This is a genomic window from Ruegeria sp. BB1, assembly GCF_056539465.1.
The window spans coordinates 739,595-763,342 of sequence record NZ_JBQFVB010000001.1 but is presented as its reverse complement, the minus strand read 5'-3'; the positions used below and the strand labels follow the sequence as shown (position 1 = coordinate 763,342).

24 protein-coding genes and 1 tRNA gene are annotated in these 23,748 nt (G+C 56.8%); 12 read left to right on the top strand and 13 right to left on the bottom strand.

Going from position 1 to position 23,748, the window contains the following annotated elements; all coding sequences use genetic code 11:
- Nucleotides 1-42 precede the first annotated feature (42 nt).
- From ACR0AL_RS03880 to cobA, 5 genes are all read right to left on the bottom strand, one after another.
- Complete coding sequence (locus ACR0AL_RS03880; protein WP_170348550.1) at nt 43-450, bottom strand: DUF934 domain-containing protein; 408 nt, start codon at nt 448-450, stop codon at nt 43-45.
- Complete coding sequence (locus ACR0AL_RS03875; protein ID WP_170348551.1) at nt 447-1,208, bottom strand: phosphoadenylyl-sulfate reductase; 762 nt, start codon at nt 1,206-1,208, stop codon at nt 447-449. Before ACR0AL_RS03875 ends, ACR0AL_RS03880 begins: the two co-directional genes overlap by 4 nt.
- Entirely contained in the window at nt 1,198-2,862 is a 1,665-nt protein-coding gene (locus ACR0AL_RS03870; RefSeq protein WP_170348552.1) for a nitrite/sulfite reductase, read from the bottom strand. The genes ACR0AL_RS03875 and ACR0AL_RS03870 overlap by 11 nt, the downstream gene beginning before the upstream one ends.
- 66 nt (nt 2,863-2,928) lie before the next feature.
- Nucleotides 2,929-3,243, bottom strand: a complete 315-nt coding sequence (locus tag ACR0AL_RS03865) for a DUF2849 domain-containing protein (protein ID WP_170348553.1) — start codon at nt 3,241-3,243, stop codon at nt 2,929-2,931.
- Nucleotides 3,243-4,019: a uroporphyrinogen-III C-methyltransferase gene (gene cobA, locus ACR0AL_RS03860; protein WP_170548636.1), complete on the bottom strand. Its 777-nt coding sequence runs from the start codon at nt 4,017-4,019 to the stop codon at nt 3,243-3,245. The genes ACR0AL_RS03865 and cobA overlap by 1 nt, the downstream gene beginning before the upstream one ends.
- 141 nt (nt 4,020-4,160) lie before the next feature.
- Here cobA and ACR0AL_RS03855 point away from each other — a divergent pair, with 141 nt between their 5' ends.
- Nucleotides 4,161-4,640, top strand: a complete 480-nt coding sequence (locus ACR0AL_RS03855; RefSeq protein ID WP_170348555.1) for an Lrp/AsnC family transcriptional regulator — start codon at nt 4,161-4,163, stop codon at nt 4,638-4,640.
- Nucleotides 4,641-4,646: 6 nt separating this feature from the next.
- Here the strand turns inward: ACR0AL_RS03855 and ACR0AL_RS03850 are convergent, their stop codons facing one another.
- Complete coding sequence (locus tag ACR0AL_RS03850) at nt 4,647-5,819, bottom strand: cytochrome P450 (RefSeq protein ID WP_480662541.1); 1,173 nt, start codon at nt 5,817-5,819, stop codon at nt 4,647-4,649.
- A gap of 47 nt (nt 5,820-5,866) precedes the next feature.
- Here ACR0AL_RS03850 and ACR0AL_RS03845 point away from each other — a divergent pair, with 47 nt between their 5' ends.
- The 6 genes from ACR0AL_RS03845 to ACR0AL_RS03820 all read left to right on the top strand — a co-directional run bounded on the left by ACR0AL_RS03845 (nt 5,867) and on the right by ACR0AL_RS03820 (nt 12,847).
- Nucleotides 5,867-7,600, top strand: a complete 1,734-nt coding sequence (locus ACR0AL_RS03845; protein ID WP_480662020.1) for a sensor histidine kinase — start codon at nt 5,867-5,869, stop codon at nt 7,598-7,600.
- Entirely contained in the window at nt 7,597-8,826 is a 1,230-nt protein-coding gene (locus tag ACR0AL_RS03840; RefSeq protein WP_480662018.1) for a sigma-54-dependent transcriptional regulator, read from the top strand. The genes ACR0AL_RS03845 and ACR0AL_RS03840 overlap by 4 nt, the downstream gene beginning before the upstream one ends.
- A 372-nt stretch (nt 8,827-9,198) precedes the next feature.
- A complete protein-coding gene (locus ACR0AL_RS03835) occupies nt 9,199-10,200 on the top strand; it encodes a DctP family TRAP transporter solute-binding subunit (protein ID WP_302476798.1) in 1,002 nt (333 codons plus the stop codon).
- A 120-nt stretch (nt 10,201-10,320) separates the two neighbouring features.
- On the top strand, nt 10,321-10,998 hold the full coding sequence (locus ACR0AL_RS03830; protein ID WP_170348558.1) for a TRAP transporter small permease: 678 nt from the start codon (nt 10,321-10,323) through the stop codon (nt 10,996-10,998).
- A complete protein-coding gene (locus ACR0AL_RS03825) occupies nt 10,998-12,374 on the top strand; it encodes a TRAP transporter large permease (protein ID WP_170348559.1) in 1,377 nt (458 codons plus the stop codon). Before ACR0AL_RS03830 ends, ACR0AL_RS03825 begins: the two co-directional genes overlap by 1 nt.
- 161 nt (nt 12,375-12,535) lie before the next feature.
- Complete coding sequence (locus tag ACR0AL_RS03820; RefSeq protein ID WP_170358254.1) at nt 12,536-12,847, top strand: DMT family transporter; 312 nt, start codon at nt 12,536-12,538, stop codon at nt 12,845-12,847.
- Nucleotides 12,848-12,855: 8 nt separating this feature from the next.
- Here the strand turns inward: ACR0AL_RS03820 and tpiA are convergent, their stop codons facing one another.
- Nucleotides 12,856-13,605, bottom strand: a complete 750-nt coding sequence (gene tpiA / locus ACR0AL_RS03815) for a triose-phosphate isomerase (RefSeq protein ID WP_480646542.1) — start codon at nt 13,603-13,605, stop codon at nt 12,856-12,858.
- A 140-nt stretch (nt 13,606-13,745) separates the two neighbouring features.
- On the bottom strand, nt 13,746-14,111 hold the full coding sequence (locus tag ACR0AL_RS03810) for a HesB/IscA family protein (protein ID WP_480662016.1): 366 nt from the start codon (nt 14,109-14,111) through the stop codon (nt 13,746-13,748).
- Nucleotides 14,112-14,290: 179 nt separating this feature from the next.
- Here ACR0AL_RS03810 and ACR0AL_RS03805 point away from each other — a divergent pair, with 179 nt between their 5' ends.
- Nucleotides 14,291-14,626, top strand: a complete 336-nt coding sequence (locus tag ACR0AL_RS03805) for a hypothetical protein (protein WP_480646544.1) — start codon at nt 14,291-14,293, stop codon at nt 14,624-14,626.
- 221 nt (nt 14,627-14,847) lie between these two features.
- Here the strand turns inward: ACR0AL_RS03805 and ACR0AL_RS03800 are convergent, their stop codons facing one another.
- The 3 genes from ACR0AL_RS03800 to ACR0AL_RS03790 form a co-directional block, all read right to left on the bottom strand.
- On the bottom strand, nt 14,848-15,210 hold the full coding sequence (locus ACR0AL_RS03800) for an SUF system Fe-S cluster assembly protein (protein ID WP_170348564.1): 363 nt from the start codon (nt 15,208-15,210) through the stop codon (nt 14,848-14,850).
- A gap of 96 nt (nt 15,211-15,306) precedes the next feature.
- Nucleotides 15,307-15,585: an NfeD family protein gene (locus tag ACR0AL_RS03795; protein WP_170348565.1), complete on the bottom strand. Its 279-nt coding sequence runs from the start codon at nt 15,583-15,585 to the stop codon at nt 15,307-15,309.
- The gene (locus tag ACR0AL_RS03790; RefSeq protein ID WP_170348566.1) at nt 15,585-16,475 is read right to left on the bottom strand and encodes an SPFH domain-containing protein; all 891 of its coding nucleotides are present in this window, start codon (nt 16,473-16,475) and stop codon (nt 15,585-15,587) included. The genes ACR0AL_RS03795 and ACR0AL_RS03790 overlap by 1 nt, the downstream gene beginning before the upstream one ends.
- 174 nt (nt 16,476-16,649) lie before the next feature.
- Here ACR0AL_RS03790 and ACR0AL_RS03785 point away from each other — a divergent pair, with 174 nt between their 5' ends.
- From ACR0AL_RS03785 to lon, 4 genes are all read left to right on the top strand, one after another.
- Nucleotides 16,650-17,561 carry a nucleoside hydrolase gene (locus tag ACR0AL_RS03785; protein ID WP_170349397.1) on the top strand — a complete coding sequence of 304 codons (912 nt, stop codon included), beginning with the start codon at nt 16,650-16,652 and terminating at the stop codon, nt 17,559-17,561.
- Between the two features lie 66 nt (nt 17,562-17,627).
- Nucleotides 17,628-18,758 (top strand): tRNA guanosine(34) transglycosylase Tgt, encoded by a 1,131-nt coding sequence (gene tgt / locus ACR0AL_RS03780; protein ID WP_480646546.1) that lies wholly within the window; start codon nt 17,628-17,630, stop codon nt 18,756-18,758.
- An 89-nt stretch (nt 18,759-18,847) separates the two neighbouring features.
- Nucleotides 18,848-19,261: a DUF6636 domain-containing protein gene (locus tag ACR0AL_RS03775; protein ID WP_170348568.1), complete on the top strand. Its 414-nt coding sequence runs from the start codon at nt 18,848-18,850 to the stop codon at nt 19,259-19,261.
- A 222-nt stretch (nt 19,262-19,483) separates the two neighbouring features.
- Nucleotides 19,484-21,892, top strand: a complete 2,409-nt coding sequence (lon, locus tag ACR0AL_RS03770) for an endopeptidase La (protein WP_480662014.1) — start codon at nt 19,484-19,486, stop codon at nt 21,890-21,892.
- Between the two features lie 32 nt (nt 21,893-21,924).
- Here the strand turns inward: lon and ACR0AL_RS03765 are convergent, their stop codons facing one another.
- Entirely contained in the window at nt 21,925-23,511 is a 1,587-nt protein-coding gene (locus ACR0AL_RS03765) for an APC family permease (RefSeq protein WP_480662012.1), read from the bottom strand.
- Between the two features lie 128 nt (nt 23,512-23,639).
- Nucleotides 23,640-23,714, bottom strand: a tRNA-Val gene (locus ACR0AL_RS03760).
- Between the last annotated feature and the right edge of the window lie 34 nt (nt 23,715-23,748).

Here is a 23,748-nt window from a genome sequence, read left to right as displayed (position 1 = left end):
GGACAGTTTGCCCCCTTTAGTCACAAGCTGGCGATTGCGATCTCAGCCGCGCAGGCGGTCCTGATAGTGGTGATCTTTCCAGTTAGCGCGGGCCAGCCACTGATCTTCCGTCTGGCGGTTGGCAAGCGCGTGATCAATCTCGACCTCGTCAAAGCCACTGCGGCGGGCCATCGCATATTGGTCGGCCAGCACATGGCCCTTGGCACGCAAGCGCCCGGTGTAGCCCTTCAGGCGCAGGACGCGAGCAATGGTGAAGCCGCGACCATCGGCCGAGGATGGAAAATCCACACGCACCATTTTGGCGTTGCCTAGGCGGTCAAACAACTCATCCGGGTCCGTATCCGAGGCCACGTCAAGTGCGACCACGTCATTGGCCGCATCTTCCAGTGTGACAAAGCCATCGGTCCAGTCATCGGGGGCGAACCCCGTATCCGTTACGATTACGTTCATGTTTTCTCTCCTGCGCGCACCATCTTACCATCGACAAAATGGATGCCGCATTCTTCCTTGTTCTGATCGCGCCAACGTCCGGCGCGGGGATCTTCGCCCTCTTTGACCGGCGAGGTGCAGGGCGCACAACCGATCGAAGGGTATCCTTTGGCCACCAGCGGATGCCGGGGCAGGTTGTTCTCTTCCATATAGGCGCGCACATCTTCGGGCGCCCAATGGGCCAGCGGGTTGACCTTGATCCGACCGGTTCCGTCCTCGACCTCAAAGAAATCCAGGGCGGACCGCGAGCCGGACTGGAACCGTTTGCGCCCGGTAATCCAGCCGTCGAATCCCGCCAGTGCCTTTTGCAGCGGGAAGGTCTTGCGCAGGTTGCAGCACGCATCCATGTCGTTCAGCCGCAAAGCACCGTATGGGTCGTCACGCTCAAGGTCTTCGTCCTCGGCCCGAATGATGCGGACATTCGACAGGCCCAAACGCTCGCTCACCTCCTGCTGGTATTCCAGCGTTTCGGTAAACAGCATTTGCGTATCCACAAACAAAACCGGTGTGGCCTTGTTCACCACAGCCGCCATATGCAGCAGCACAACCGATTCAGCCCCAAAGCTTGAGACCAGAGCAAGCTCGTCGATCTCTTCAATCGCGCCGTGCATCACATCATGAGCGCTGTGATGGCGGAACTGGGCGTTCAGTGCTTCGACCTGTTCGGTCAGTTCAGCACGATCTTTACCCAGTTCCGTCTGGATTAGGTCAAGCGGCATTGGCCTGCGCCTCGGGGTAGAGGGCAGCCTTGAATGGTGCCATGCCTACCCGGCGATAGGTTTGCAGGAATTCTTCCTCTGCGCTTTCGCGTTGCTCAAGATACGTGTCAACGATGCGTTCCACGGCAGGCACGATTTCGTCATAGGCAAAGCCGGGACCCGTGCGATCGCCGATGGCCGCGTTCTCGGTGCCGTCACCACCCAGAGTGATCTGGTAGTTTTCGACGCCTGCACGGTCTAGACCCAGAATACCGATATGACCAACGTGGTGGTGACCACAGGCGTTGATGCAGCCCGAGATCTTGATCTTCAGGTGGCCGATATCATGCTCAAGCTTGAGGTCATCAAAGCGAGTCGCGATTTCCTGGGCAACAGGGATTGAGCGCGCTGTCGCCAGGGCGCAGTAGTCCATGCCAGGGCAGGCGATGATGTCGCTGATCAGGCCGATGTTGGCGGTCGCCAGCTCGTACTCTTTCAGCTTCGCGTGGATCGCGGGCAGGTCCGACTTGTGGACGTGCGGCAGGATCACGTTCTGCTCATGGCTGATGCGCAGTTCGTCATAGGCGAACTCTTCGGCCAGATCGGCCATTACGCGCATTTGCTCGGCAGTTGCATCGCCCGGCGTCTGGCCGTGCTTTTTGATCGAGATCGTGACGATCGCATGGTCTGCGTTCTTGTGTGGCGCGATGTTGGTGTCGACCCACGACCGAAAAACCGGATCATTGGTGTAGGCACTCTCGAACGAGGCAACCGAACCTTCACGGAAGGCCGGAGGCGCAAAGTGGCCTTTGATTTCTTCCAGCAGGTTCATATCCGCGCCTTTGAACTGCGGGCGAACCTTCAGGAAGCGTTCGTTCACCTTGGCGCGGATGGCGTCGATACCATGCTCATGCACGGTGATTTTGATGCGCGCCTTGTACTTGTTGTCGCGGCGACCGATCTGGTTCCACACAGAAACGGTGGCTTCGAGATACGCCAACAGGTCGTCAAAGGCGACGAATTCGGATAGTTCCTTGCCAATCATCGGCGTGCGGCCCAGACCACCACCCACGATAACGCGAGCACCCAGAACGCCGTCACGCTCGATCAGTTGCAGGCCAATGTCATGCGCCTTGATCACGGCGCGGTCCTCTTCCGAGCCGGTGATGGCAATCTTGAACTTACGCGGCATGAACTGGAATTCCGGGTGGTCGGTGGACCACTGGCGCAGAAGTTCGGCATAGGGGCGTGGATCGGCGACCTCATCAGCCGCGGCGCCGGCAAAATGGTCGGCTGTCACGTTGCGGATGGTGTTGCCCGAGGTCTGGATGGCATGCATGCCAACCTCGGCCAGCGCGTCCAGCATATCCGGAACGTCGTTCAGTTTCGGCCAGTTGTACTGAATGTTCTGGCGGGTGGTGAAATGGCCATAGCCCTTGTCCCATTTCTCGGCCAGCAGAGCCAGCTGGCGCATTTGCGCACTGGACAGCGTGCCGTAAGGGATCGCGACGCGCAGCATATAGGCGTGCAACTGCAGATACAGGCCGTTCATCAGGCGCAAGGGCTTGAATTCATCTTCGGTCAGCGAACCGTCAATGCGGCGCTCGACCTGGGCGCGGAACTGTGCGTTACGCTCTGCCAGAAAATCGTGGTCAAATTCGGAGTAGCGATACATGTCTAGCTGTCCTTAGTTGCAGCCCCGATACCAAGGGGCCTTGAAGGGGAGAGATTAGGCCAGAGGTCAGGCCCGGGGCTGCGTTGCTGTTTCCTGCTTGCCGTGGGCATAGTTTGACGGGCCGGTACGGCGGAAATCCTCGCGGAAATGGGTGGGTTCGGGGCCGGTTGCGCCAGCGACGGCATCCGCCAGATAGGCACCGACAATCTTGTTGGCCTGGCGTTGGGCATCCAGCAAGCGAACCTGCGCATGTGCTTCGTCAGTGATCAGTTCCGCTTCGCGCAGATCACGCGACCAGCGGTCGTCCTCGGTCAGGTAAATGACGTCACCTTCCAACAGATCGTTGGCGGTCACTACTTTGGGGGTAAAAGCGCGGGCCATCAGGCGTGCTCCTTCTTGAATTCGGTCAGGGCCTGGGCCGCTTGGCGCGGGGCGAGGCCATAAAAGGTCAGGGCGGGGCCGTCCATTTCAGCGGCGGCCAGGTCATTGGGCAGTTGGTCCAGATTGGTAGCCAGAATGCGTTGATCGGGGCGCGAGGCATTTTCGACCAGCGTCACCGGCGTGTCCCGGTCGGCACCGTGCATGATCAGGCGGCCCTGAATGAAGCGGGCGGATTTCTTACCCATATAGATCGCCGCAACGGAACCAGCACGTGCCAGCGCCGTCCAGTCGTGATCGGCAAATCCTTTCATGTCATGGCCGGTCAGGATGCGCACGGACGAGTTGCGGCCACGGCGAGTCAGGCTTTGACCAATCCCGGCGACGGCTGCCGACGCAGCAGTGATGCCAGGCACGATTTGCCAGGTGATGCCTGCGGCCTGAACCGCTTCGATCTCTTCATCCAGGCGCCCGAAAACGGTCGGATCGCCAGACTTCAACCGTACCACGCGCTGACCTTTCAGAGCGTAATCCACAAGCAGGGCATCAATGTCTTCCTGCTTCCATGACGAACCAAACCCGGCCTTGCCGACATCGACCAGAACAGCGGTCTTTCCAGCCAGTTCCAGAACCTCGGCGCTGATCAGGCGGTCATGCAGTACGACGTCAGCGCGCGCGAAGGCTTTCAGCGCCTTGAGCGTCAGCAATTCCGGATCGCCCGGACCTGCGCCGACAAAGTCGACGTGCCCTGTGCCATCATATGAATGCGTAAACTGCATGTTCTGTTCCGCTTGGTTTGACTTGACCTGCAATATAGGAAATATTCCCGGTAATGCGCCATATGGGCGACCAAATAAGGACAAATGTTCTTCTGGCATCGCCAATTGGGACGCTGGTTTCGAAACAAAGGGAAAATTGGAATGTCGGTGCGGATAGATGACACGGATCGGAAAATTTTGGCCGAGCTACAGCGCGATGCCAGCCAATCGCTGGATGAAATAGCTGCCCGTGTCGGTAGCTCCAAGACCCCCGTCTGGAATCGAATCCGCAAGCTGAAAGGGGCCGGAGTCATCGGTCAGCAGACCGTTTTGCTGGACGCCGAAGCGCTGGGGTTTGAGGCCACATTCTTCGTTCTGATCCGAACCTCTGAACATGAGGCAGAATGGCAGCGCAAGTTCCTCAAGGCCCTGCGTGACCGGCCCGAAGTGCAAGAGGCACACCGACTGGCCGGTGACATTGATTATATCTTGAAGGTGCGGGTCAAAAACGCGCGGGCCTATGACGTCTTCTATCAGACCCTAATTTCCGAGGTGCGCGTGCATAACGTGACCGCCTTGCTGTCGATGGAAGAGATCAAATCCACCACAATGCTGCCGCTGAATGCGCTGATCGAAAGCTAAAGCCGCTTAGAGCTGAACCATCAACCGGGTCAGCCCGTGGAAGTGATAGGTATTCGAATAACCCGGTTCGTCGACCAAGCGCAACTCTGGGCATCGGTCGAACAACGCTTGTAACGCAATTCGCATCTCTAACCGGGCCAGCGGGGCACCGACGCAGAAATGCAAACCGCCACCGAAACTGGTATTGGTGACAATCGGGCGCGAGGGGTCAAAGCGCCCCGGATCGCTCCAGATCAAAGGGTCACGGTTTGCGGCACCCAGTAGCAGGGCAACCTCTTCTCCACGTTTGAAGTCGTGGCCGAAAACCTCAACATCTTCATACGCATAGCGCGTGAACATATGAAGGGGCGGATCGTAACGCAGGATTTCCTCGACCAACTTGTCCGGATCACAAGTTCGGGGATCAAATCCTAGTTGCAGAACCGTTTTCACACCGTTGCCCAATGAATGAACCGTCGCCTCATGCCCCGCATTCAGCAGCAATATGCAGGTGGCGACCAGTTCATCGTGCGAAAGCTTTTCACCCTCTTCCTCGGCCGCGATCAAGCGGGTGATCAGATCGTCCTGGGGATCGGTCCGGCGCTGTTCGATATAGTCAGTGAGGAAAAGTGTAAAATCACGCGCGGCGTCTGCGGCTTTGTCCTCGGTCTGGCGTGTCCGGTTGGCCTGATACATTGCCACCATGGCATGCGACCATCGTAACAGATCCGGCGACATTTCTTCGGGTACACCCAGAAGACGGCAGATGGTGATCACGGGAACCTGCGTGCAAAACGCGTCCAGCAGGTTGAAAGGCGTGCCGGGGAATTGGTCGATCAAGCTGTGGCTGAGGTCTTGGATGGAAGGTTCCAACGCGACAATCGCACGCGACGTAAAGGCGCGCATGACCAGTGCGCGCAGCCGCGTGTGGCGGGGTGGTTCAGCCTCAAGCAGGGAATGCGCCTCGGTCATCAACCAGGGTGCCAAGTGGTCGGGCCCAGGGCGTTGCAGTTCGGTGGGAACCTCCCGACCAAAGCGGCGATCTTTCAGGAAGGCCTGTACAGCACGGTGCGAAACTGCTGCGACCTTCTGGTAATCCTCCCAATATACAAGGTCCCCATGCGCACGGACGGCGTCATAGAACGGATAGGGGTTTTGAAAAAAATCCGGTTCGACCGGGGATTGGAACACCGTCTTCATGCTCGGCAGACTTGCCATGTGGTCCGTCGAATGCAAGACCCTAAGTCATGCAAAGGGTTTGGTTGATCTTGGGTTTTCTGTGTGCCGTCGGGCTGTTGTCCGCCGGGGTGTGGTCTTATGGGTATCGGCAGGCGCTGTCGCAGCTGAGTGAAAAGGCAGAAGCGGATCTGGAATTGGCTGCAGATCGGCTCAGTACTCAGTTGCAGGTGTATCAGGAGCTGGCCGTTCTAATGTCAGGGCACCCTGAATTGCGCAACCTGAACAATCCTGTGGATTTGGCTGTTGCCCGTGCCTTGTTGCTGGAGGTTGCTGACAAAACTGCGGCTGTCGATGTTTTGTATGCTGATGCTTCGGGGCGCGTATTGGCGGCAGCGCATGACGTTGTAGGCGGCAATGTTTCGGGTCAACCTGCGTTCGAACGTGCGATGCAAGGCGCATTAGGCAGTTCCCACGGCGTCCTGCCCAAGATGGGAAGCCGGATTTTCACCTACGCTGCGCCGGACTTTGCACCCAATGGTAAAGTCTTAGGCGCTTTGATCGTCATCGCCGATGTCGAGGGTATCGAGCAGACCTGGCGCGGTAGTACAGAAGCCGTGTATTTTGTTGATCGCACCGGCTTGGTGTTCATTTCCAACCGATCCGAACTGTTATTTTGGCAACGCACAGAGGGGCAATTGGGATTGATCCCTCCGAGCGGTGAAAGGGTTGTGTTTTCCGAAACCCGCCTTGGTTCGTTCGAGTTATGGCAGCTGGGGTGGGGGCCATATCTGCCGCAGCGCGCCTTACATCTCAGTCGGGATTTGCCGGTGATCGGTATGACGGGCGAAGTGGTCATGGATGTGGCGCCCGCACGGCGACTGGCCGGATTGCAGGCGGCTACCGTTGCGGCGATCTGCCTGGCCTTTGGCGCCCTGCTGTTTCTGGCGACCGAGCGCAGGCGTACCCTGGCCGAGGCCAATTCGGAACTTGAGATTCGCGTCGCCGAGCGCACCCATGCTCTGACGGCGGTCAACACTGCTTTGCGCCGCGAGGTTCACGAGCGGCAAGAGGCTGAGGCCGCGTTGAAACACGCGCAAGAGGAACTTATTCAGGCCGGCAAACTAAGCGCATTGGGTCAGATGTCGGCAGGCATCAGTCATGAATTGAATCAACCTCTGATGGCGATCCGTCAATTTGCTGACAATGGGGCTGCGTTCCTGTCGCGAGGTCGCGCAGAAAAGGCTGGCGAAAACCTGACACGCATTTCTGATATGGCCGCCCGGATGGCGCGGATCATCAAAAACCTGCGCGCTTTTGCCCGCAACGAAAGTGAGCCAATGGGCAAGGTCGATCTGGTGCAGGTGATTGACACGGCTGTGGAGCTGACCGAAGCGCGCCTGCGTACCGAGGGCGTCACGATGGAATGGCATCCCCCAGAAACGCCGGTATATGCGTGGGGCGGGGAAGTGCGGCTGGTTCAGGTCTTTGTAAACCTGATCAACAACGCCGCAGACGCGATGAGCCAGCAGGATGATCGGCTTATTCGAGTTGCAATCAACAACGGAAAGAAGCTGACTGTTACTGTGCGAGATATCGGGCCGGGCATTGAAAACACGGAAAAACTGTTCGAGCCGTTCTACACGACAAAGGCTGTTGGTTCGTCCGAAGGGATGGGTCTTGGCCTTTCGATCTCGTATGGTCTGGTACAGAGTTTTGGCGGTAACATTCGGGGGTTCAACGCCGGAACAGGTGCGATGTTTACGGTCGAGCTTGAATATTACCGGGAAGATAAAGTGGCATGACGCGCAAGGTTCTATTGGTCGATGATGACGCCGCCGTTCGCGAGGCATTGGCGCAGACGCTGGAATTAGCAGAATACCATCCGGTCACGGCGGGGTCGTTTGTGGCGGCCAAGGACCACATTCGTGATGATTTTCCGGGTGTGATCGTGTCGGATATCCGCATGCCGGGGCGGGACGGGTTTCACCTTTTGAACTACGCCAATGAGGTCGACCCGGAACTGCCGGTTGTTCTGTTGACAGGCGAAGGGGATATTCCCATGGCAGTGCGGGCCATGGGACAGGGCGCTTTCGATTTTCTGGAAAAACCCTGTGCGGCTGCGGACCTGCTTGAGGTGTTAAATAAGGCTTTTGCTGCTCGCGCTCAGGTTTTGGAACGGCGAGCCTTGAAGAACGAACTGATGCGCGGAGATCCGGCCGCGCGGTTGCTGTTCGGTCTATCCGCACAGGCCGAAGCGTTGAGAGAGCGTGTTCGGACTGTCGCCCCCACCGGGGCCGAGGTGCTGGTTACCGGGCCCGCAGGCAGCGGGATTTCGAAAGTGGCCGAGGTCGTTCATCTGATGTCGCCGCAGGTTCATGGCTCGTTCGTGAAACAGCCGTCATCGGGTTTGACGCCTGAGGCGCTGATCCAGGTCTGCGAAGATGCCGCGGGGGGATCACTGTTTTTGGATGAGATTTCAGCTATGCCAGAGGCCACTCAGTATGCCGCGCTGGAGTTGGTCGAGCAGGGCGTGGGTGCGCGTATTTTGGCGGGCACAACGGCGGACTTGGCCGCACTGTCTGCTGAGGGGCGGTTTCATGCGGACCTGTTCTATCGCTTGGATGTGATGCGCGTGCGCATTCCGTCTTTGGGGGAACGGCCAGAGGATATACCGGTGATCTTTCGCCACTATGTGGCTCAGGCCGCCGAACAGTCGGGCATTGCGGAACCCGAGATAACATCGGATCATCTCGCCACGCTCATGGTCAGAGAATGGCCAGGGAACGCGCGATCCTTGATGTCTGCGGCGATGCGGTTTGTTCTGGGGATGCCCGAAGAGGTTTCACAAGCCGTCGACTTGGGGCTGAGCGAACAGATGGCGCGGGTTGAGAGGTCATTGCTGATTGCAGCGCTGGGGCGGCACAACGGAAAGGCATCAGAGGCGGCAAAGGCGCTGAAGCTGCCGCGCAAAACCTTCTATGACAAACTGGCCAGATATCAGATTCGCCCAGAGGATTACCGCAGGTAGTCGCAGGTTCTCCCGTCCCCTTTGACCGCATTATCATGCGGTTAAAGGCGTTGGGCAGGGCAGCCCGCTGGCGCGGGCTGCGGTTGGATCAAGCCAAGAGAGACCTGATTCTCTCGAAGTGATTCGAGAGAAGTGCGAAAATCCGCACAACGATCGTCAGGCGTGTGCGGATTTTCACACAGCGGGTCATATTGCGTTATAGGTTAATCGAAAGCTCACCATTTAACAGACTAATTTAAAAGGGAAAAAATTCGAATGTGGCGCGTTGTAACAAATCGTTGAGCCGTACCTGCTGATTCAGTTCACTTCCCGGCATCCGGCGCTAATCAAGCGCCAATTGGAGTATCTAGGAAGTCCGGGAGGAAAAGGCTGATGAAATTTCTGACAACCGCTGCAACGGCGATTGCACTGTCCGCAATTGCGACGACTGGCATGGCGGCTTGCGACGATGGTGAAATCGTTGTGAAGTTTGCGCATGTGACGAACACTGATAAGCACCCCAAAGGCATCGCGGCATCGCTGCTGGAACAGCGCGTGAATGATGAGATGAACGGCGTGATGTGCGTTGAGGTCTATCCGAACTCAACACTTTATAACGACGACAAGGTGCTTGAGGCGATGCTGCAGGGCGACGTGCAATTGGCTGCACCGTCGCTGTCGAAATTCGAGAAGTTCACTAAGCAGTTCCGCCTGTTTGACCTGCCGTTCATGTTCAAGAACATCGACGCTGTGGATGCATTCCAGGCCTCGGCGGAAGGTCAGGCAATGAAAGACAGCATGCAGCGCCGTGGCCTGCAAGGTCTGGCGTTCTGGCACAATGGCATGAAGCAGATGTCGGCCAACAAGCCGCTGGTCGATCCGTCGGATGCGGATGGCCTGAAGTTCCGCGTACAGTCTTCGGACGTGCTGGTTGCACAGATGGAGGCCATCGGCGGCAGCCCGCAGAAAATGGCATTCTCGGAAGTGTACGGCGCGCTGCAACAGGGCGTTGTGGACGGGCAGGAAAACACCTGGTCGAACATCTATGGCAAGAAGTTCTTTGAGGTGCAGGACGGCATCACCGAGACCAACCACGGCATTATCGACTATCTGGTCGTAACCTCGGTGGATTGGCTGGACAGCCTTGATCCAGAAGTGCGTGAACAGTTTCTGACCATTCTGGCAGAGGTTACCGAGACCCGGAACAAAGAAGCCTTTTCTGTGAACGAAGCGGCCAAAGCCTCGATCACCGACGCGGGTGGAATCATTCGTGATCTGAACCCCGAACAGCGTCAGGCCTGGGTCGATGCGATGAAACCGGTTTGGGACAAGTTCGCCGACGACGTGGGTCAGGACAAGATCGACGCTGCTCAGGCAATCAACGCCGGGTTCTGATCCCGGTTGAGGCCGCGCGTCAGGGGGCTGGGGAGTTGCTGACGCGCAGGCCGGGCGGGCCGACATAACAGGCCCGCCCGCTATCACTCTCATCACAAAAAATTTGCGGGGACTAAAGAGATGTCTGGTGCGAAATCCGGCCAAGGCGGGCTGGTCGACCATATCGAAGAAACCCTGATCGCGTTGTTGCTGGGCCTGATGACGGCCGTGACCTTTGCCAATGTGATCGCGCGGTTCGTGTTCAATTCCAACATTCTGTGGGCGCTTGAGCTGACGGTGTTCACCTTTGGCTGGCTGGTGCTGCTGGGGGCGTCATATGCGGTGAAAAAGCACGCGCATCTGGGTGTGGATGCCATCCTGAATATGCTGGCCCCGGCGCCACGTCGTGTTCTGGCGTTAGTTGCAGTGGGGTGCTGTCTGGTGTTTTCGCTGCTGATGCTCAAAGGCGCGTATGACTATTGGGCTGTATTCGCTGACCTGCCGCCCACGTCGGGCCGTTGGTTCCCGACAGGTTTCAATTTCGACGCCCGCAGTCAGAGTTTCTACGAGGTCGACGATATCCCCATGGTCGCGCCGCTGCGATTCTTGGAAGCGATGATCAACTACGACGAGGCCTACGAGAAACTGCCTAAAGTCGTCCCGTATTTCATCCTACCGTTGTCGATGCTGCTGCTGGTGATCCGCTTTACGCAGGCCGCCATTCAGATTTGGCGGGGCGAGGCCGATCGTATTGTCGCCAGCCATGAGGTTGAGGACGAGATCGAAGAAGTGCGCGCTCAGCAAGGAGAGCATGACTGATGGACGTTGTATTCCTTTTCTCGATGGTCATCGGCCTGCTGCTGATCGGGGTTCCGATTGCGGTGGCTCTGGGCCTAAGCTCGACCCTGTTCCTGCTGATGTATTCCGACAGTTCGCTGGCTTCGGTGGCTGGCACGTTGTTCGAAGCGTTTGAGGGGCATTTCACACTGCTGGCGATCCCGTTCTTTATCCTCGCGTCATCATTCATGACGACGGGCGGTGTAGCGCGGCGGATCATCCGGTTTTCGATTGCCTGTGTGGGCCACTTGCCGGGCGGTCTTGCAATCGCGGGCGTGTTTGCCTGTATGTTGTTCGCGGCGCTGTCCGGATCGTCTCCGGCAACTGTTGTGGCCATCGGCTCGATTGTGATCGCCGGGATGCGCCAAGTGGGCTATTCCAAGGAATTCGCCGCCGGTGTGATCTGTAACGCGGGTACGCTGGGCATTCTGATCCCACCGTCAATCGTGATGGTTGTGTATGCCGCGGCCGTTGAAGTCTCGGTCGGGCGTATGTTCCTTGCCGGTGTTATTCCGGGCCTGATGGCCGGTCTGATGCTGATGATCACCATCTATGTCATGGCTAAGGTCAAGAACCTGCCGAAAGGTGAATGGAAAGGGTGGGGCGAGGTCTTTACCTCGGCACGCGAAGCCGGTTGGGGGCTGTTCCTGATCGTCATCATCCTTGGCGGGATCTATGGCGGTATCTTTACCCCAACCGAAGCTGCGGCTGTGGCGGCCGTCTACGCGTTCCTGATTGCTAGCTTTGTCTACAAGGATATGGGGCCACTTAGCACGGAAGAGGGTCAGGCGAACCTGTCGCTGATCAAGAAACCCTATGCACTGATCACGGCCTTCTTCCACCCTGACACCAAACACACCTTGTTCGAGGCCGGTAAGCTGACCGTCACGCTGCTGTTCGTCATTGCCAACGCGCTGATCCTGAAGCATGTGCTGACAGACGAACAGGTGCCACAGCACATCGCCAGCGCCATGCTCTCGGCTGGTCTGGGGCCGGTGACGTTCCTGATCGTGGTTAACGTGATCCTACTGATTGGCGGTCAGTTCATGGAGCCTTCGGGTCTACTGGTCATCGTTGCACCACTGGTCTTTCCGATTGCGATTGAGCTGGGCATCGACCCGATCCATCTGGGCATCATCATGGTGGTGAACATGGAGATCGGGATGATCACGCCCCCAGTCGGTTTGAACCTGTTCGTGACATCCGGCGTGGCGGGCATGCCGATGATGGGTGTGGTGAAGGCGGCGCTGCCGTTCCTGGCCGTCCTGTTCGTCTTCCTGATCATGGTGACGTATATCCCGTGGATATCGACCTTCCTGCCCAATACCTTCATGGGGCCGGAAATCATAACGAACTAGCGAAGAGAACCCTTCGTTCAGGCCGGGCAGCGCAATCTGCCCGGCCTTTTTCTTTGCCAGCCACTTGAAGTTGTGGCCAACCTTCCCACATCGGTGGCAGAGGACGACCTCCCCATTAGGGTGATCATACGGGACGACCCGAAGAGTTTCGAGGTGTCCCTATGTCCTGGATTTATCTGTTGTTCGCTGGCCTGCTTGAAATCGTGTGGGCCGTCGCCATGAAGCAATCCGCGGGTTTCACGCGGCTTTGGCCGACCGCCATCATGGGGGTGTCCATGGTTGGCTCGTTCGGTTTGCTGGCCATGGCGATGCGTACACTGCCCTTGGGCACGGCCTACGTCATCTGGACCGGCATCGGCGCAGTAGGGGCGTTTCTTGTCGGAATCATGCTGTTGGGCGAAACAGTAAATGCCGCGCGTATCATCGCGGCGGTTCTGATCGTGACAGGTCTGGTGACAATGAAACTGGCCTGAGCTACCGCTCAGGCCTTTTGCAGCGCATCAATAATGCCCGAGAAGTCCTGCGCCTTCAGGCTGGCGCCACCGACAAGCGCGCCGTCCACATTCGACACGGCAAAGATATCGGCGGCATTGTTGGGCTTGACCGAACCCCCATACAACAGGCGCACGGACCGCCCGACTCCTTCGCCGAAGCGCCGCTCCAGACGGTTGCGGATAAAGTCGTGAACCTCTCCGATTTCTTCCAGCGTAGGCACCTTACCTGTGCCGATGGCCCAGATCGGCTCATAAGCGACGATCAGGTTCTCACCGGTCGACTGATCCGGGATCGAACCCGACAATTGGCCGCCGATGATATCCAGCGTATTGGCGGCCTCACGCTGTTCCAGACTTTCGCCGACGCAAATGATCGCCTTCAACCCGGCATCCATGGCTGCGCGGGCCTTGGCGCGGACGGTTTCGTTCTGTTCACCGTGATCTTCGCGACGTTCGGAATGGCCCAGAATGACGGCATTGGCTCCGGCATCGACTAGCATATCCGCGCTGATATCACCCGTGTGCGCGCCCGAGGGCGCAGCGTGACAGTCCTGTCCTCCAGTGGCGACACCGGTCTCGCGTACAGTTTCGACGGCACGGTGCAGCAACGTTGCAGGCGGGCAGATCAGAATGTCGATCGTCGGCGAAGGAAAGGCGCGGGCCAGAGCGTCCAACTCGCTCAGCGCTGCTGTGGTTCCGTTCATCTTCCAATTCCCAGCCGCCAGCTTGCGCCGCATATCCCGATCTCCTTGAAATTCGTAAATTCTGGAACCGGATAGCATCGCCAGCTCGGGCTGACAATTGCGGTTCCAGCGCAGCCATCAAAACGGCAGCTTCCACCGCAGTCGAAGGTAGGGGGTCGTTAACTTCGGGGGACTTAAGGTTGAGAAGACAGTTTTTCGTCGAACTTAATCGATTCGCCACACCCACAAGCGTCAACGACATTTGGATTGCGGAACTTGAACCCGGATTCCAGCAGCGAGACCTCATAGTCGATCTCGGTTCCAAACAGGAACATCTGCGCCATCGGTGCAATCATGATCCGCGCGCCATCCTGTTCTACGACTTCGTCGTTCGTTTCTGGCTGATCGACATAGTCCATCGTGTATTCCATGCCAGCGCAGCCACCTTTTTTGATGCCGATGCGCAGGCCCGCATGGCCGCCAGTATCCATCAGGCGGGCAATCTGCTCTGCCGCCTTAGGCGTCATGGTCACGGCCTGTTTGCCGGGAATGCCGAACATTGTGATCTCCGTTGTCGCGCGTAGCCTTCAATTTAGTGCCGACCAGGCAATGGCTCAAGGCATAGCAGCCATTCTTACCTAACAATTCGCGACTTTGGGGATTGTTCTTGCGTTTTGAAACAAGCTGACCTTAGCTGAGCATGGGCAATTTCAGGCAGTTAGATATAGGGTGAAGCAAAATGACCAAGATTAAATTTACCTGCAAAAGCATTACATTGGCGTCAGTTGTTGCCATGTCTCCGTTACTTTCAAGCGCGGCCTTGGCTGAGGCAAAGTTAAAAAGGCATCCCGTTAATTGTGCAACTGCCGAAGGCGACTTGCGCGCTATTGCAGCCGAAAAAAAGCATGCGCAGGATCAGCAAGTGGAAAGTGTGGTATCAATTCTGCCCGCTGGGGCGCTTTTGGGTCTAATAACAGGAACCGAAAACAAGAGATTGTCCATGTTGTCAGGCGATTATGTAGAAGCCTTGGATGAACGAGCGGCGGAAATTAAATCCAAATGTGGCGTGCAATAAGTTGTGCTTTGCCATGAAAAAGACCGCTCTCGGGCAAGAGCGGTCTAGTGTTCTGGTCGTTAAGCCGGGTCTTTAACGGGGGGGCAAGCACAGGCCCGGCCAGCGCTTGGTGGGGTGCAAGCATGGACACGTGGAAACTATCACCAGGTTTTGGTAACGGTTTTTCAACGCGGTGATGACAGAAATATAAAGCTTTTATGTCAGGGGGATATTTGCCCGGCTTACATAAAGCCAAGCTCAAGTCGCGCTTCGTCGGACATCATTTCCATGCCCCAGGGGGGTTCCCATGTTAGCTCGACGTCAACCTCTTTGATGCCCGCGACGGGCTCTACCGCTTCGACGATCCAACCAGGCATTTCACCGGCAACCGGGCAGCCGGGTGCGGTTAGCGTCATGATGATTTTCACCGCGTTTTCTTGAGTGATGTCAATCGTGTAGATCAGACCAAGGTCGTAGATATTCACTGGAATTTCAGGGTCAAAGACCGAGCGGCATGCTTCTACCACGTTGTCATATAGGGGGTGTTCAACGCTCGAAGGTGCAATCAGTGGGGTGCCTTCTAGGTGTTCACTCGGATGAGTCATTTGTGCCTCGGGTCTGTTACCTGAGCAATTATATAGGGAAAGCCAACGGCAGCGTCCAGAGGCGCAATGACGCCCCCTGAGGGGCGCCAGAAACTTTTAATCGTTAATGTCGTGCCGGAAGGTTTTCACCTGACCATGGGGCAGGGAATACACCCGGCGCAACACCAACCAGGCGATCAGCGACAGTGCCGCAAAGATCAACAGAAGGATTGGCAGAGACGGTGTGAGACCGGGGATAACCAGCAACACCCCTGTAACAGCGGCCCCGATCGCAAAGCCCAGAAAGATAAAGCCGGGCAGTACGATCTCAAGGATACCCAAGGCCAGCGCTCCGGCCAGCCATAGCCACCAGGTCAGCCAGAAGGGATCAGCCATTATTTTCCTCCTTTAAGCATCTTGAAGGCGTCGCCAAAGGCCTCCAGCGCATTGGCGGGCACAACGATCGTTTGCGAACCGGTGCCGTTGCCCAGGGCGTTCAGAGCCTCGACCTGTTTCAGGGCAACCTGATACTGCGCGGCTTCGATGCCGTTATCCTGAATGGCCTTGGCGACCACGCCGGTTGCATAAGCTTCAGCCTCGGCCTGAATGCGGCGCGCCTTGGCGGTTTGCTCGGCGGCATACAGTTCGGCATCTGCCTGCAGCTCGACCGAGCGCTTTTGACCTTCGGCCTCGGTTACCTGCGCACGGCGGGCGCGTTCCGCGTTCAGCTGCTGCAGCATCGCGTCGCGGGTGGCCTGATCCAAATTCACGTCCAGAATCTCGGCCCGGGTCACTTCGATACCCCAGTCGTCCACGGCGGTTTCGACGCTTTCCTGAATGCGTTCGATCAGTTGTGCGCGGTTCGATTGGACCTCATCCAAGTCCATTTTACCGATTTCCGCCCGTACGATACCGGCCACAGTTGTCGCAATCGCACCGTCTACATCACGGATACGATACACCGTCTTTTCCGGTTCGAGAATGCGATAAAACACCGAGGTGTCGATCTGCACAAGAACATTGTCTTTGGTAATCGCATCTTGGGTCGCGTTGGGCAGCTGGCGTTCCAAAATAGATATCTTGTGACGTGCAACATCCAGAAAAGGAACGATAAAATTGATGCCGGGGCCAAGCACCGAATGCAGGCGGCCAAACCGTTCGACCACGTATTTTTCCGATTGAGGGACGATTTTAATGCCCTTGAAAATGACAACGACGATCAGCACCGCCGCCAGCACGTAAATGATATTGGACGTCAGCAAGCCAATAATCTGGTCTTCGATCATATCTGTCCTCTTTTATTGTGTACTATGGTATACATGTGGGGATTGAGTCGCCCGATTTCAACTCTGGTATGGGGTGAACAGTCGCAGATGCAAATCTTTGAAGCTGCGGATGCGGGGTGGAAGTTCAGGAATGTGACCGCTTTGCATCCCGTCTTGTTTGCGGTATCGGGCGCTATGAAACTGATCATTGATACAGACCCCGGCATCGACGATGCCATGGCCATCGCTTATGCCGCCGCCGCGCCCGAGATTGACCTGATCGGTCTGACGACGGTTTTCGGTAACACACACATTCACCAATCCAGCCGCAATGCGCGGTTTTTGCTGGATAAACTGGGGTTGGAAGTACCAGTGGCCGAAGGTGCGGCCTTTGCAGTGGGACAAAGTAGTCATGACCCCTCGGATCATGTGCATGGGCCTGAAGGTTTTGGCGATGTGACCGAGATTCCAGAGATTGGGGCCAATCATACGCTGACAGCAGCTGAGTTTTTGGTCGATATGGCGCGTGAGCATAAGGACGAGTTAGTCGTTTGCGCAGTTGGTCCACTGACGAATGTCGCCGCTGCTATGCGTTTGGATCCGCAGTTTGCGACAAATATCAAACGGTTGGTGATCATGGGGGGCGCGGTTTACTGCCCCGGGAACGTCACTCAATTCGCCGAAGCCAACATCTATCACGACGCCCAGGCTGCAGATAAGGTATTTGCCGCACCACCACAGACCGTATTGGTGGGTTTGGATGTGACGTTGAAAACCCTTTATGAAACCGCGGATTTCGAGGCGTTGGCGGGCCGATCACCGAATATGGGAGGGTTCCTGCGCGATATCTCTCGGTTCTATTTGAAGTTCTACAAAGAGGTTGGCGGGCTAGAGGGATGTGGGTTACACGACTCGACGGCTGTGATTGCCTGCACCCATGAACCAATGTTCGATATGGTCGAAACAGGGTTGCGCGTGGCGACCGAGGGGGCTGAAGTTGGCGCGACTCGTCCCGATCCTTCGCGACCTCCGGTTCGTGTGTGTCGGGATGTAGATGGGGCAGGGGTGGTGAATCTGTTCACAGACCGCGTCGCCTCGCTTCCCTGACGGGTTGCATTGGACCGACAGATCGGGCAAATGCTGCCCGGTTCAGAGACCCCGAGGCACCCCCCCATGACCGAGCGTTTTTCATTTGACCTGAAAGCCACCGATGGCAAGGCCAGAACCGGTGTGATTAACACGCCGCGGGGTGAAGTGCGCACGCCGGCCTTTATGCCAGTGGGCACCGCAGCGACGGTCAAGGCGATGATGCCGGAAAGTGTGCGGGCGACCGGGGCGGATATTCTGCTGGGCAACACCTATCACCTGATGCTGCGTCCCACGGCGGAACGTATCGACCGGTTGGGTGGGTTGCACAAATTCATGAACTGGGACCGACCCATTCTGACGGACTCGGGTGGGTTTCAGGTCATGTCACTGGCCGGTCTGCGCAAGCTGACCGAAAAGGGCGTGACGTTCAAATCCCATGTCGATGGATCCAAACACGAGCTGACGCCGGAACGGTCGATGGAGATTCAGCGCTTGCTGGGGTCTGACATTGTCATGTGTTTCGACGAATGCCCCGCCTTGCCTGCCGACCGCAACCGCATCGCCGAGTCGATGCGCCTGTCGATGCGTTGGGCCGAACGCTCACGCGAAGCCTTCGGGGATCGCCCTGGTCACGCGTTGTTCGGCATTATGCAAGGCGGTTTGGAACAGGACTTGCGCGAAGAAAGCGCTGAGGCCCTGAAAGCCATCGGTTTCGAAGGTTACGCAGTCGGTGGTCTGGCTGTGGGTGAGGGGCAGGAAGCGATGTTCGATTGCCTCGACTATGCGCCTGACTTCTTGCCCACCGATAAACCGCGTTATCTGATGGGGGTCGGCAAGCCGGACGACATCGTCGGCGCAGTTGCGCGTGGCATCGACATGATGGACTGCGTCTTGCCTTCACGTTCGGGGCGCACTGGCCAGGTGTTCACTCGCTATGGCGTTGTGAACATTAAGAACGCCCGTCACGCCGATGATCCGCGACCACTGGATGAGGCATGCTCTTGCCCGGCCTGTTCGAACTATTCGCGGGCCTACCTTCATCACGTGTTCCGGTCTAAGGAGATGATCTCGGGCATGCTGTTGACCTGGCACAACCTGCATTACTTTCAGGAAATCATGCAGGGCATGCGAGATGCCATTGCAGCCGGAACATTCGAGGCATGGCAGGCAGAGTTTCACGCACAGAGCGCGCAAGGCGATATCGAACCGCTGTAGCGCTGAACCCTTGATGACAGAACGTTGATTTTTTGGTAATCTACAGACTGATTAACCAAGAAATTTTCTGTTTTTCGTTGGGGGTTACGATGCCTCGCCTATTTGGATTCTTACTTGTTCTATCTGCGATTGTGACGTCGGCTTATGCCGACGTCTGGACTTTTGAAACTCCGTCGGAAAACATCCAATGCTCGGTCGGGCAAGAGCTGAACGCCGCAGATATCTACTGCACCATCATCGAGCGCCGGGGTGATCCAGCCATGCCGCGCCCGTCTAATTGCCAATCCGATTGGGGGCATGATTTCTTCATGGCAAATACCGGGCCGGTCGAAATGCTGTGCCGTCCTCTCAACCGTCATCGCGACGGATTTGATCGGGCCGAATATGGTGTGACTGGTAAATTCGGTGGATTTGTTTGCCATTCCTCGAAGACGGGTTTGGAGTGCAAAAATGAGGACGGGCACGGGTTTTTTCTGTCTCGTGCAGTTCAAAGGGTGTTCTAACGCACGCATTCTAAACCTTGTTGGCATGTTTTGTTAAATTCCGTGGATATGTTCGTTGGACGCCTTGCAGTCCGCTAAACCTCGGGCCATTCTGAATCGCGATACATGGCGGTAAGGTTGAAAAAGGGCGATGAGGCCCCACCTTTAACGTCCAAGACAGGAGATGGCCGAGCGTTGCCTGAACAGGGACCGGAGCCATCTTGCCAACGATAAGGATTGAGCATGCAAGAGCCCCTTAATTCCTCATACCCCGTACTTCCGCTGCGCGATATTGTGGTGTTCCCGCACATGATCGTACCGCTGTTCGTGGGTCGGGAAAAATCCGTCCGCGCACTGGAAGAGGTGATGCAGGACGACAAACAGATTTTGCTGTCTAGCCAGATTGATCCGGGTGATGATGACCCGGCAGAAGACGGAATTTACCGCTCGGGTGTTCTGGCCAATGTTTTGCAGTTGCTGAAGCTGCCCGATGGTACCGTAAAGGTGCTGGTCGAAGGTCAAGCACGCGTGCAGATCACCGAGTTCCTTGAAAATGAAGAGTTTTTCGAGGCTCGTGCCGAATATTTGACCGAAATTCCGGGCGATGTCACCACGACCGAGGCGCTTCTGCGCACCGTTGCGGATGAGTTCGAGCGCTACTCAAAAGTGCGCAAAAACATCCCCGAAGAAGCCTTGACCGCCGTTGGTGAAACCGCCGAACCTGCCAAGCTGGCCGACCTTGTGTCAGGTCATCTGGGTATCGAGGTCGAGCAAAAGCAGGAACTGCTGGAAACCCTCAGCGTTAGCGAGCGGCTTGAGAAGGTCTATGGTCTGATGCAGGGCGAAATGTCGGTTCTGCAGGTCGAGAAAAAGATCAAGACGCGCGTCAAATCCCAGATGGAGAAGACGCAGCGCGAGTATTATCTGAATGAACAGATGAAGGCCATTCAGAAGGAGCTTGGCGACGGCGAGGACGGCAGTAATGAAGTCGCTGAGCTGGAAGCCAAGATCAACGAGACCAAGCTGTCGCAAGAGGCGCGTGAAAAGGCTGAAGGCGAGCTGAAAAAGCTGCGCAACATGAGCCCAATGTCGGCTGAGGCCACCGTTGTTCGTAACTATCTGGACTGGATTCTGTCACTGCCGTGGGGCACCAAATCCCGCGTCAAAAAGGATTTGGGCCGGGCGCAGGACATTCTGGATGCCGATCACTATGGCCTGGAAAAGGTCAAGGAACGGATCGTCGAATATCTGGCAGTTCAACAGCGTTCGAAAAAGCTGAAGGGCCCGATCCTGTGCCTTGTCGGTCCTCCGGGTGTTGGTAAGACCAGCTTGGGTAAATCGGTTGCACGGGCAACGGGGCGCGAGTTCATTCGCATCTCGCTGGGTGGCGTGCGCGACGAATCCGAGATTCGCGGCCACCGTCGGACCTATATCGGCTCGATGCCCGGCAAGATCATCCAGGCGCTGAAAAAGGCAAAAACTACGAACCCGCTCATCCTGCTCGACGAGATCGACAAGATGGGTCAGGACTTCCGTGGCGATCCGGCCTCGGCCATGCTTGAGGTGTTGGATCCTGAGCAAAACAGCACGTTCATGGACCATTACCTTGAGGTCGAATATGACCTGTCCAATGTGATGTTCCTGACCACGTCGAACAGTTACAACATGCCAGGGCCTCTGCTGGACCGGATGGAGATTATCCCGCTGGCCGGTTACACCGAAGAAGAAAAGAGCGAGATCGCCAGGCAGCACCTGATCAGCAAACAAGTGAAAAACCATGGTCTGAAAGCCAAGGAGTTTGAACTGACGGATGAGGCGCTGCAAAAGATGATCCGCACTTACACTCGCGAAGCGGGCGTGCGGAACCTTGAGCGTGAGATCGCCAAGGTAGCGCGGAAATCGCTGACCAAGATCATCAAGAATGAGGCGGAAGAAGTCATTGTTACGCCTGACAATCTGGATGAATTCCTGGGCGTGCCGAAATTCCGTTATGGTCTGGCCGAACAAGATGATCAGGTCGGTGTGGTCACCGGTCTGGCGTGGACATCCGTAGGTGGCGACCTGCTGCATATCGAGGCGCTGAAACTGCCGGGTAAGGGTCGGATGAAGACCACCGGTAAGCTGGGCGATGTGATGAAAGAATCCATTGACGCGGCTTCGTCCTATGTGCGGTCAATCTCGCCCCAGATCGGGGTGAAGCCGCCGAAATTCGACACGTTGGATATTCACGTCCACGTGCCGGATGGTGCCACGCCCAAGGATGGCCCAAGCGCCGGTTTGGCGATGGTGACCTCGATCGTGTCTGTGCTGACCGGTATTCCGGTGCGCAAGGATATCGCGATGACGGGTGAGGTTTCACTGCGTGGTAACGCGATGCCGATTGGTGGTTTGAAAGAAAAGCTGCTGGCGGCTCTGCGCGGTGGTATCAAGACCGTTCTGATCCCGGAAGAAAACGAAAAGGATCTGGCGGAAATTCCGGACAACGTGAAAGAAGGGTTGGAAATCATCCCGGTTACACATGTCTCGGAAGTTCTGAAACACGCGCTGATCCGCGAGCCTGAGCCTGTCGAATGGGATGAAGCCGCAGAAGAGGCCGCCGCAGCAGCAGCCAAAGCGGCCGAAGGTGCCAGCCCATCGGCAACAGCGCATTGAGCAAATCAAAGGCGGGGGAGACCCCGCCTTTTTTACAAACCAATGATGGGTTTTTTCGGGTCCAGAATCTCTTCTTCGTCGATGTATTCCTGGAACTTTTCCTGGGGCAGGGCAGAACGTACTGCCAACCCAAAGATCACAGCAGAAAACAACACGCACAGCGCAATATCCCACCCAAACGGGATTTGCTTCAGCGCGCCATCCCCGAACTGTCCGAGATATGAGATCAGGCCGACACCCACCAGATAAGGGAGCAGCCATAGCGCTTCGGTCACGTCCATCTCATCCAACCTGTTGCGGAACCGTACCAGCAGCAGGGCCATCCCGATGGCAAGGGCGACACCCAGACGCCAGACCGTGTCCCAACCGCTCCAATAAACCACAAGGGTTGCGATGGCGAAGGCCGAGACCGCAACCAGTTTCACGGCGGGGATGCGGATGGATCTGGGGCGATCCGGCATCAGATGGCGCAGGCACACGACGGCGATAGGGCCGACTGCAAAAGACAGCACGATGGCGGCGCCGTTCAAGGCGATGACAGTGGTAAAGGGAACCGTCAGCAGGAACAGGGTACCGATCAGGAAATTCAGTGCCAGTGCCCAAAGGGGCACTCCGAACGACGACAGCATCATCAGGCGTGACGGTAAAAATCCGTTTTTTGCCAAAGCCATAGCGATCCGCGCATTTGATCCGGTTGAGACAAGGCCATTGCCGAACGGACCGATGACCGACCCGATGTTCAGTACGCTCAGGAACCAGACAAACCCGACCGATATGATGACGCCGTCCAACGGGCCCTGACCGCCGAAACTCAAGCTGGCCCAACCGTTGCTCAGCATTTTCGAGTCGAGTGCACCGATAAAGGCGATTTGCAAGCCCACATAGATCAACGCGCAAAGCACGATGGACAGAATCAGTGCGGCAGGGATGGCGAATTTGGGGTTTCGAACCTCACCGGCCATATCAACCACATGACGAAAGCCGATGAAGGAGAAGATAACGCCTCCGGTCGAGACAGCAGCCATGATGCCTTGCAGCCCATAGGGTGCGAATCCATCTGGTTGAGTGAAGTTCTGAGTGTCGAACCGATTGCCGATCAACAAGGCGGCCAATACGATTGGAATTGCGATCTTGGCCCATGTCAGCGTCGCGTTCACCTGAGTGAAGAACTTGACGCCTAACGCGTTAACCGCGACGAACAGCAGCATGAAGAACAGCGCCACGGTGATTCCCGCGCCAGACAGGTCACCTGTGTCTGCTGTGTGGAGCCAAGGGGCGTAGGGGGCCAGGTACTTCAGCATCGCCTCGACCTCGATCGGGGCGGTGGTGTTATAGCCGATCCAGGCGGTCCAACCCATCGTCATCGAGACGATATTGCCATGTGAAAACTGCGGCACCCGCGCGATGCCCCCTGGGATCGGCAGCATGGCCGATATTTCGGCGAAGGTGATTGCCAGAATGAACATGGCCGCGGCGCCAATGATCCATGAAAAGATGGCAGCAGGCCCTGCATGTTGCACCGCCAGCAGCGGACCAAATAGCCACCCAGAGCCAATGATTCCACCAACCGAGATGAAGGTTAGCCCAACGAGGCCGATGTCCCGCTTCAATCTGGCCACGATCCTACTCCATCCCAAGGCGCCACAAAATTATGCGGCCGTCCAAAACAGGATACGCAGCCCAGGAGAAATCTGGCAAGTATCCGTCAAGACAAGGAAATTTGGATGGTGCCTACCAATGAGAGGAATGGTGGGTGATAAGAGATTTGAACTCCTGACATCTTCGATGTGAACGAAGCGCTCTACCACTGAGCTAATCACCCATAAGCGCGCCTAATACAGAGTGTTCCGCAGGCT

Excerpts from the sequence above, each read along its gene's own strand:
- ACR0AL_RS03820 (WP_170358254.1), top strand. The coding sequence starts at position 12,536 with ATGTCCTGGATTTATCTGTTGTTCGCTGGCCTGCTTGAAATCGTGTGG.
- lon (WP_480662014.1), top strand. The coding sequence starts at position 19,484 with ATGCAAGAGCCCCTTAATTCCTCATACCCCGTACTTCCGCTGCGCGAT.
- ACR0AL_RS03855 (WP_170348555.1), top strand. The coding sequence starts at position 4,161 with ATGTCGGTGCGGATAGATGACACGGATCGGAAAATTTTGGCCGAGCTA.
- ACR0AL_RS03865 (WP_170348553.1), bottom strand. The coding sequence starts at position 3,243 with ATGGCCCGCGCTTTTACCCCCAAAGTAGTGACCGCCAACGATCTGTTG.
- ACR0AL_RS03835 (WP_302476798.1), top strand. The coding sequence starts at position 9,199 with ATGAAATTTCTGACAACCGCTGCAACGGCGATTGCACTGTCCGCAATT.
- ACR0AL_RS03795 (WP_170348565.1), bottom strand. The coding sequence starts at position 15,585 with ATGGCTGATCCCTTCTGGCTGACCTGGTGGCTATGGCTGGCCGGAGCG.
- ACR0AL_RS03850 (WP_480662541.1), bottom strand. The coding sequence starts at position 5,819 with ATGAAGACGGTGTTCCAATCCCCGGTCGAACCGGATTTTTTTCAAAAC.
- tpiA (WP_480646542.1), bottom strand. The coding sequence starts at position 13,605 with ATGCGGCGCAAGCTGGCGGCTGGGAATTGGAAGATGAACGGAACCACA.
- ACR0AL_RS03825 (WP_170348559.1), top strand. The coding sequence starts at position 10,998 with ATGGACGTTGTATTCCTTTTCTCGATGGTCATCGGCCTGCTGCTGATC.
- tgt (WP_480646546.1), top strand. The coding sequence starts at position 17,628 with ATGACCGAGCGTTTTTCATTTGACCTGAAAGCCACCGATGGCAAGGCC.
- ACR0AL_RS03845 (WP_480662020.1), top strand. The coding sequence starts at position 5,867 with ATGCAAAGGGTTTGGTTGATCTTGGGTTTTCTGTGTGCCGTCGGGCTG.
- ACR0AL_RS03785 (WP_170349397.1), top strand. The coding sequence starts at position 16,650 with ATGAAACTGATCATTGATACAGACCCCGGCATCGACGATGCCATGGCC.
- ACR0AL_RS03880 (WP_170348550.1), bottom strand. The coding sequence starts at position 450 with ATGAACGTAATCGTAACGGATACGGGGTTCGCCCCCGATGACTGGACC.
- ACR0AL_RS03790 (WP_170348566.1), bottom strand. The coding sequence starts at position 16,475 with ATGATCGAAGACCAGATTATTGGCTTGCTGACGTCCAATATCATTTAC.
- ACR0AL_RS03870 (WP_170348552.1), bottom strand. The coding sequence starts at position 2,862 with ATGTATCGCTACTCCGAATTTGACCACGATTTTCTGGCAGAGCGTAAC.
- ACR0AL_RS03810 (WP_480662016.1), bottom strand. The coding sequence starts at position 14,111 with ATGTTCGGCATTCCCGGCAAACAGGCCGTGACCATGACGCCTAAGGCG.
- ACR0AL_RS03805 (WP_480646544.1), top strand. The coding sequence starts at position 14,291 with ATGACCAAGATTAAATTTACCTGCAAAAGCATTACATTGGCGTCAGTT.
- cobA (WP_170548636.1), bottom strand. The coding sequence starts at position 4,019 with ATGCAGTTTACGCATTCATATGATGGCACAGGGCACGTCGACTTTGTC.
- ACR0AL_RS03840 (WP_480662018.1), top strand. The coding sequence starts at position 7,597 with ATGACGCGCAAGGTTCTATTGGTCGATGATGACGCCGCCGTTCGCGAG.
- ACR0AL_RS03875 (WP_170348551.1), bottom strand. The coding sequence starts at position 1,208 with ATGCCGCTTGACCTAATCCAGACGGAACTGGGTAAAGATCGTGCTGAA.
- ACR0AL_RS03775 (WP_170348568.1), top strand. The coding sequence starts at position 18,848 with ATGCCTCGCCTATTTGGATTCTTACTTGTTCTATCTGCGATTGTGACG.
- ACR0AL_RS03800 (WP_170348564.1), bottom strand. The coding sequence starts at position 15,210 with ATGACTCATCCGAGTGAACACCTAGAAGGCACCCCACTGATTGCACCT.
- ACR0AL_RS03830 (WP_170348558.1), top strand. The coding sequence starts at position 10,321 with ATGTCTGGTGCGAAATCCGGCCAAGGCGGGCTGGTCGACCATATCGAA.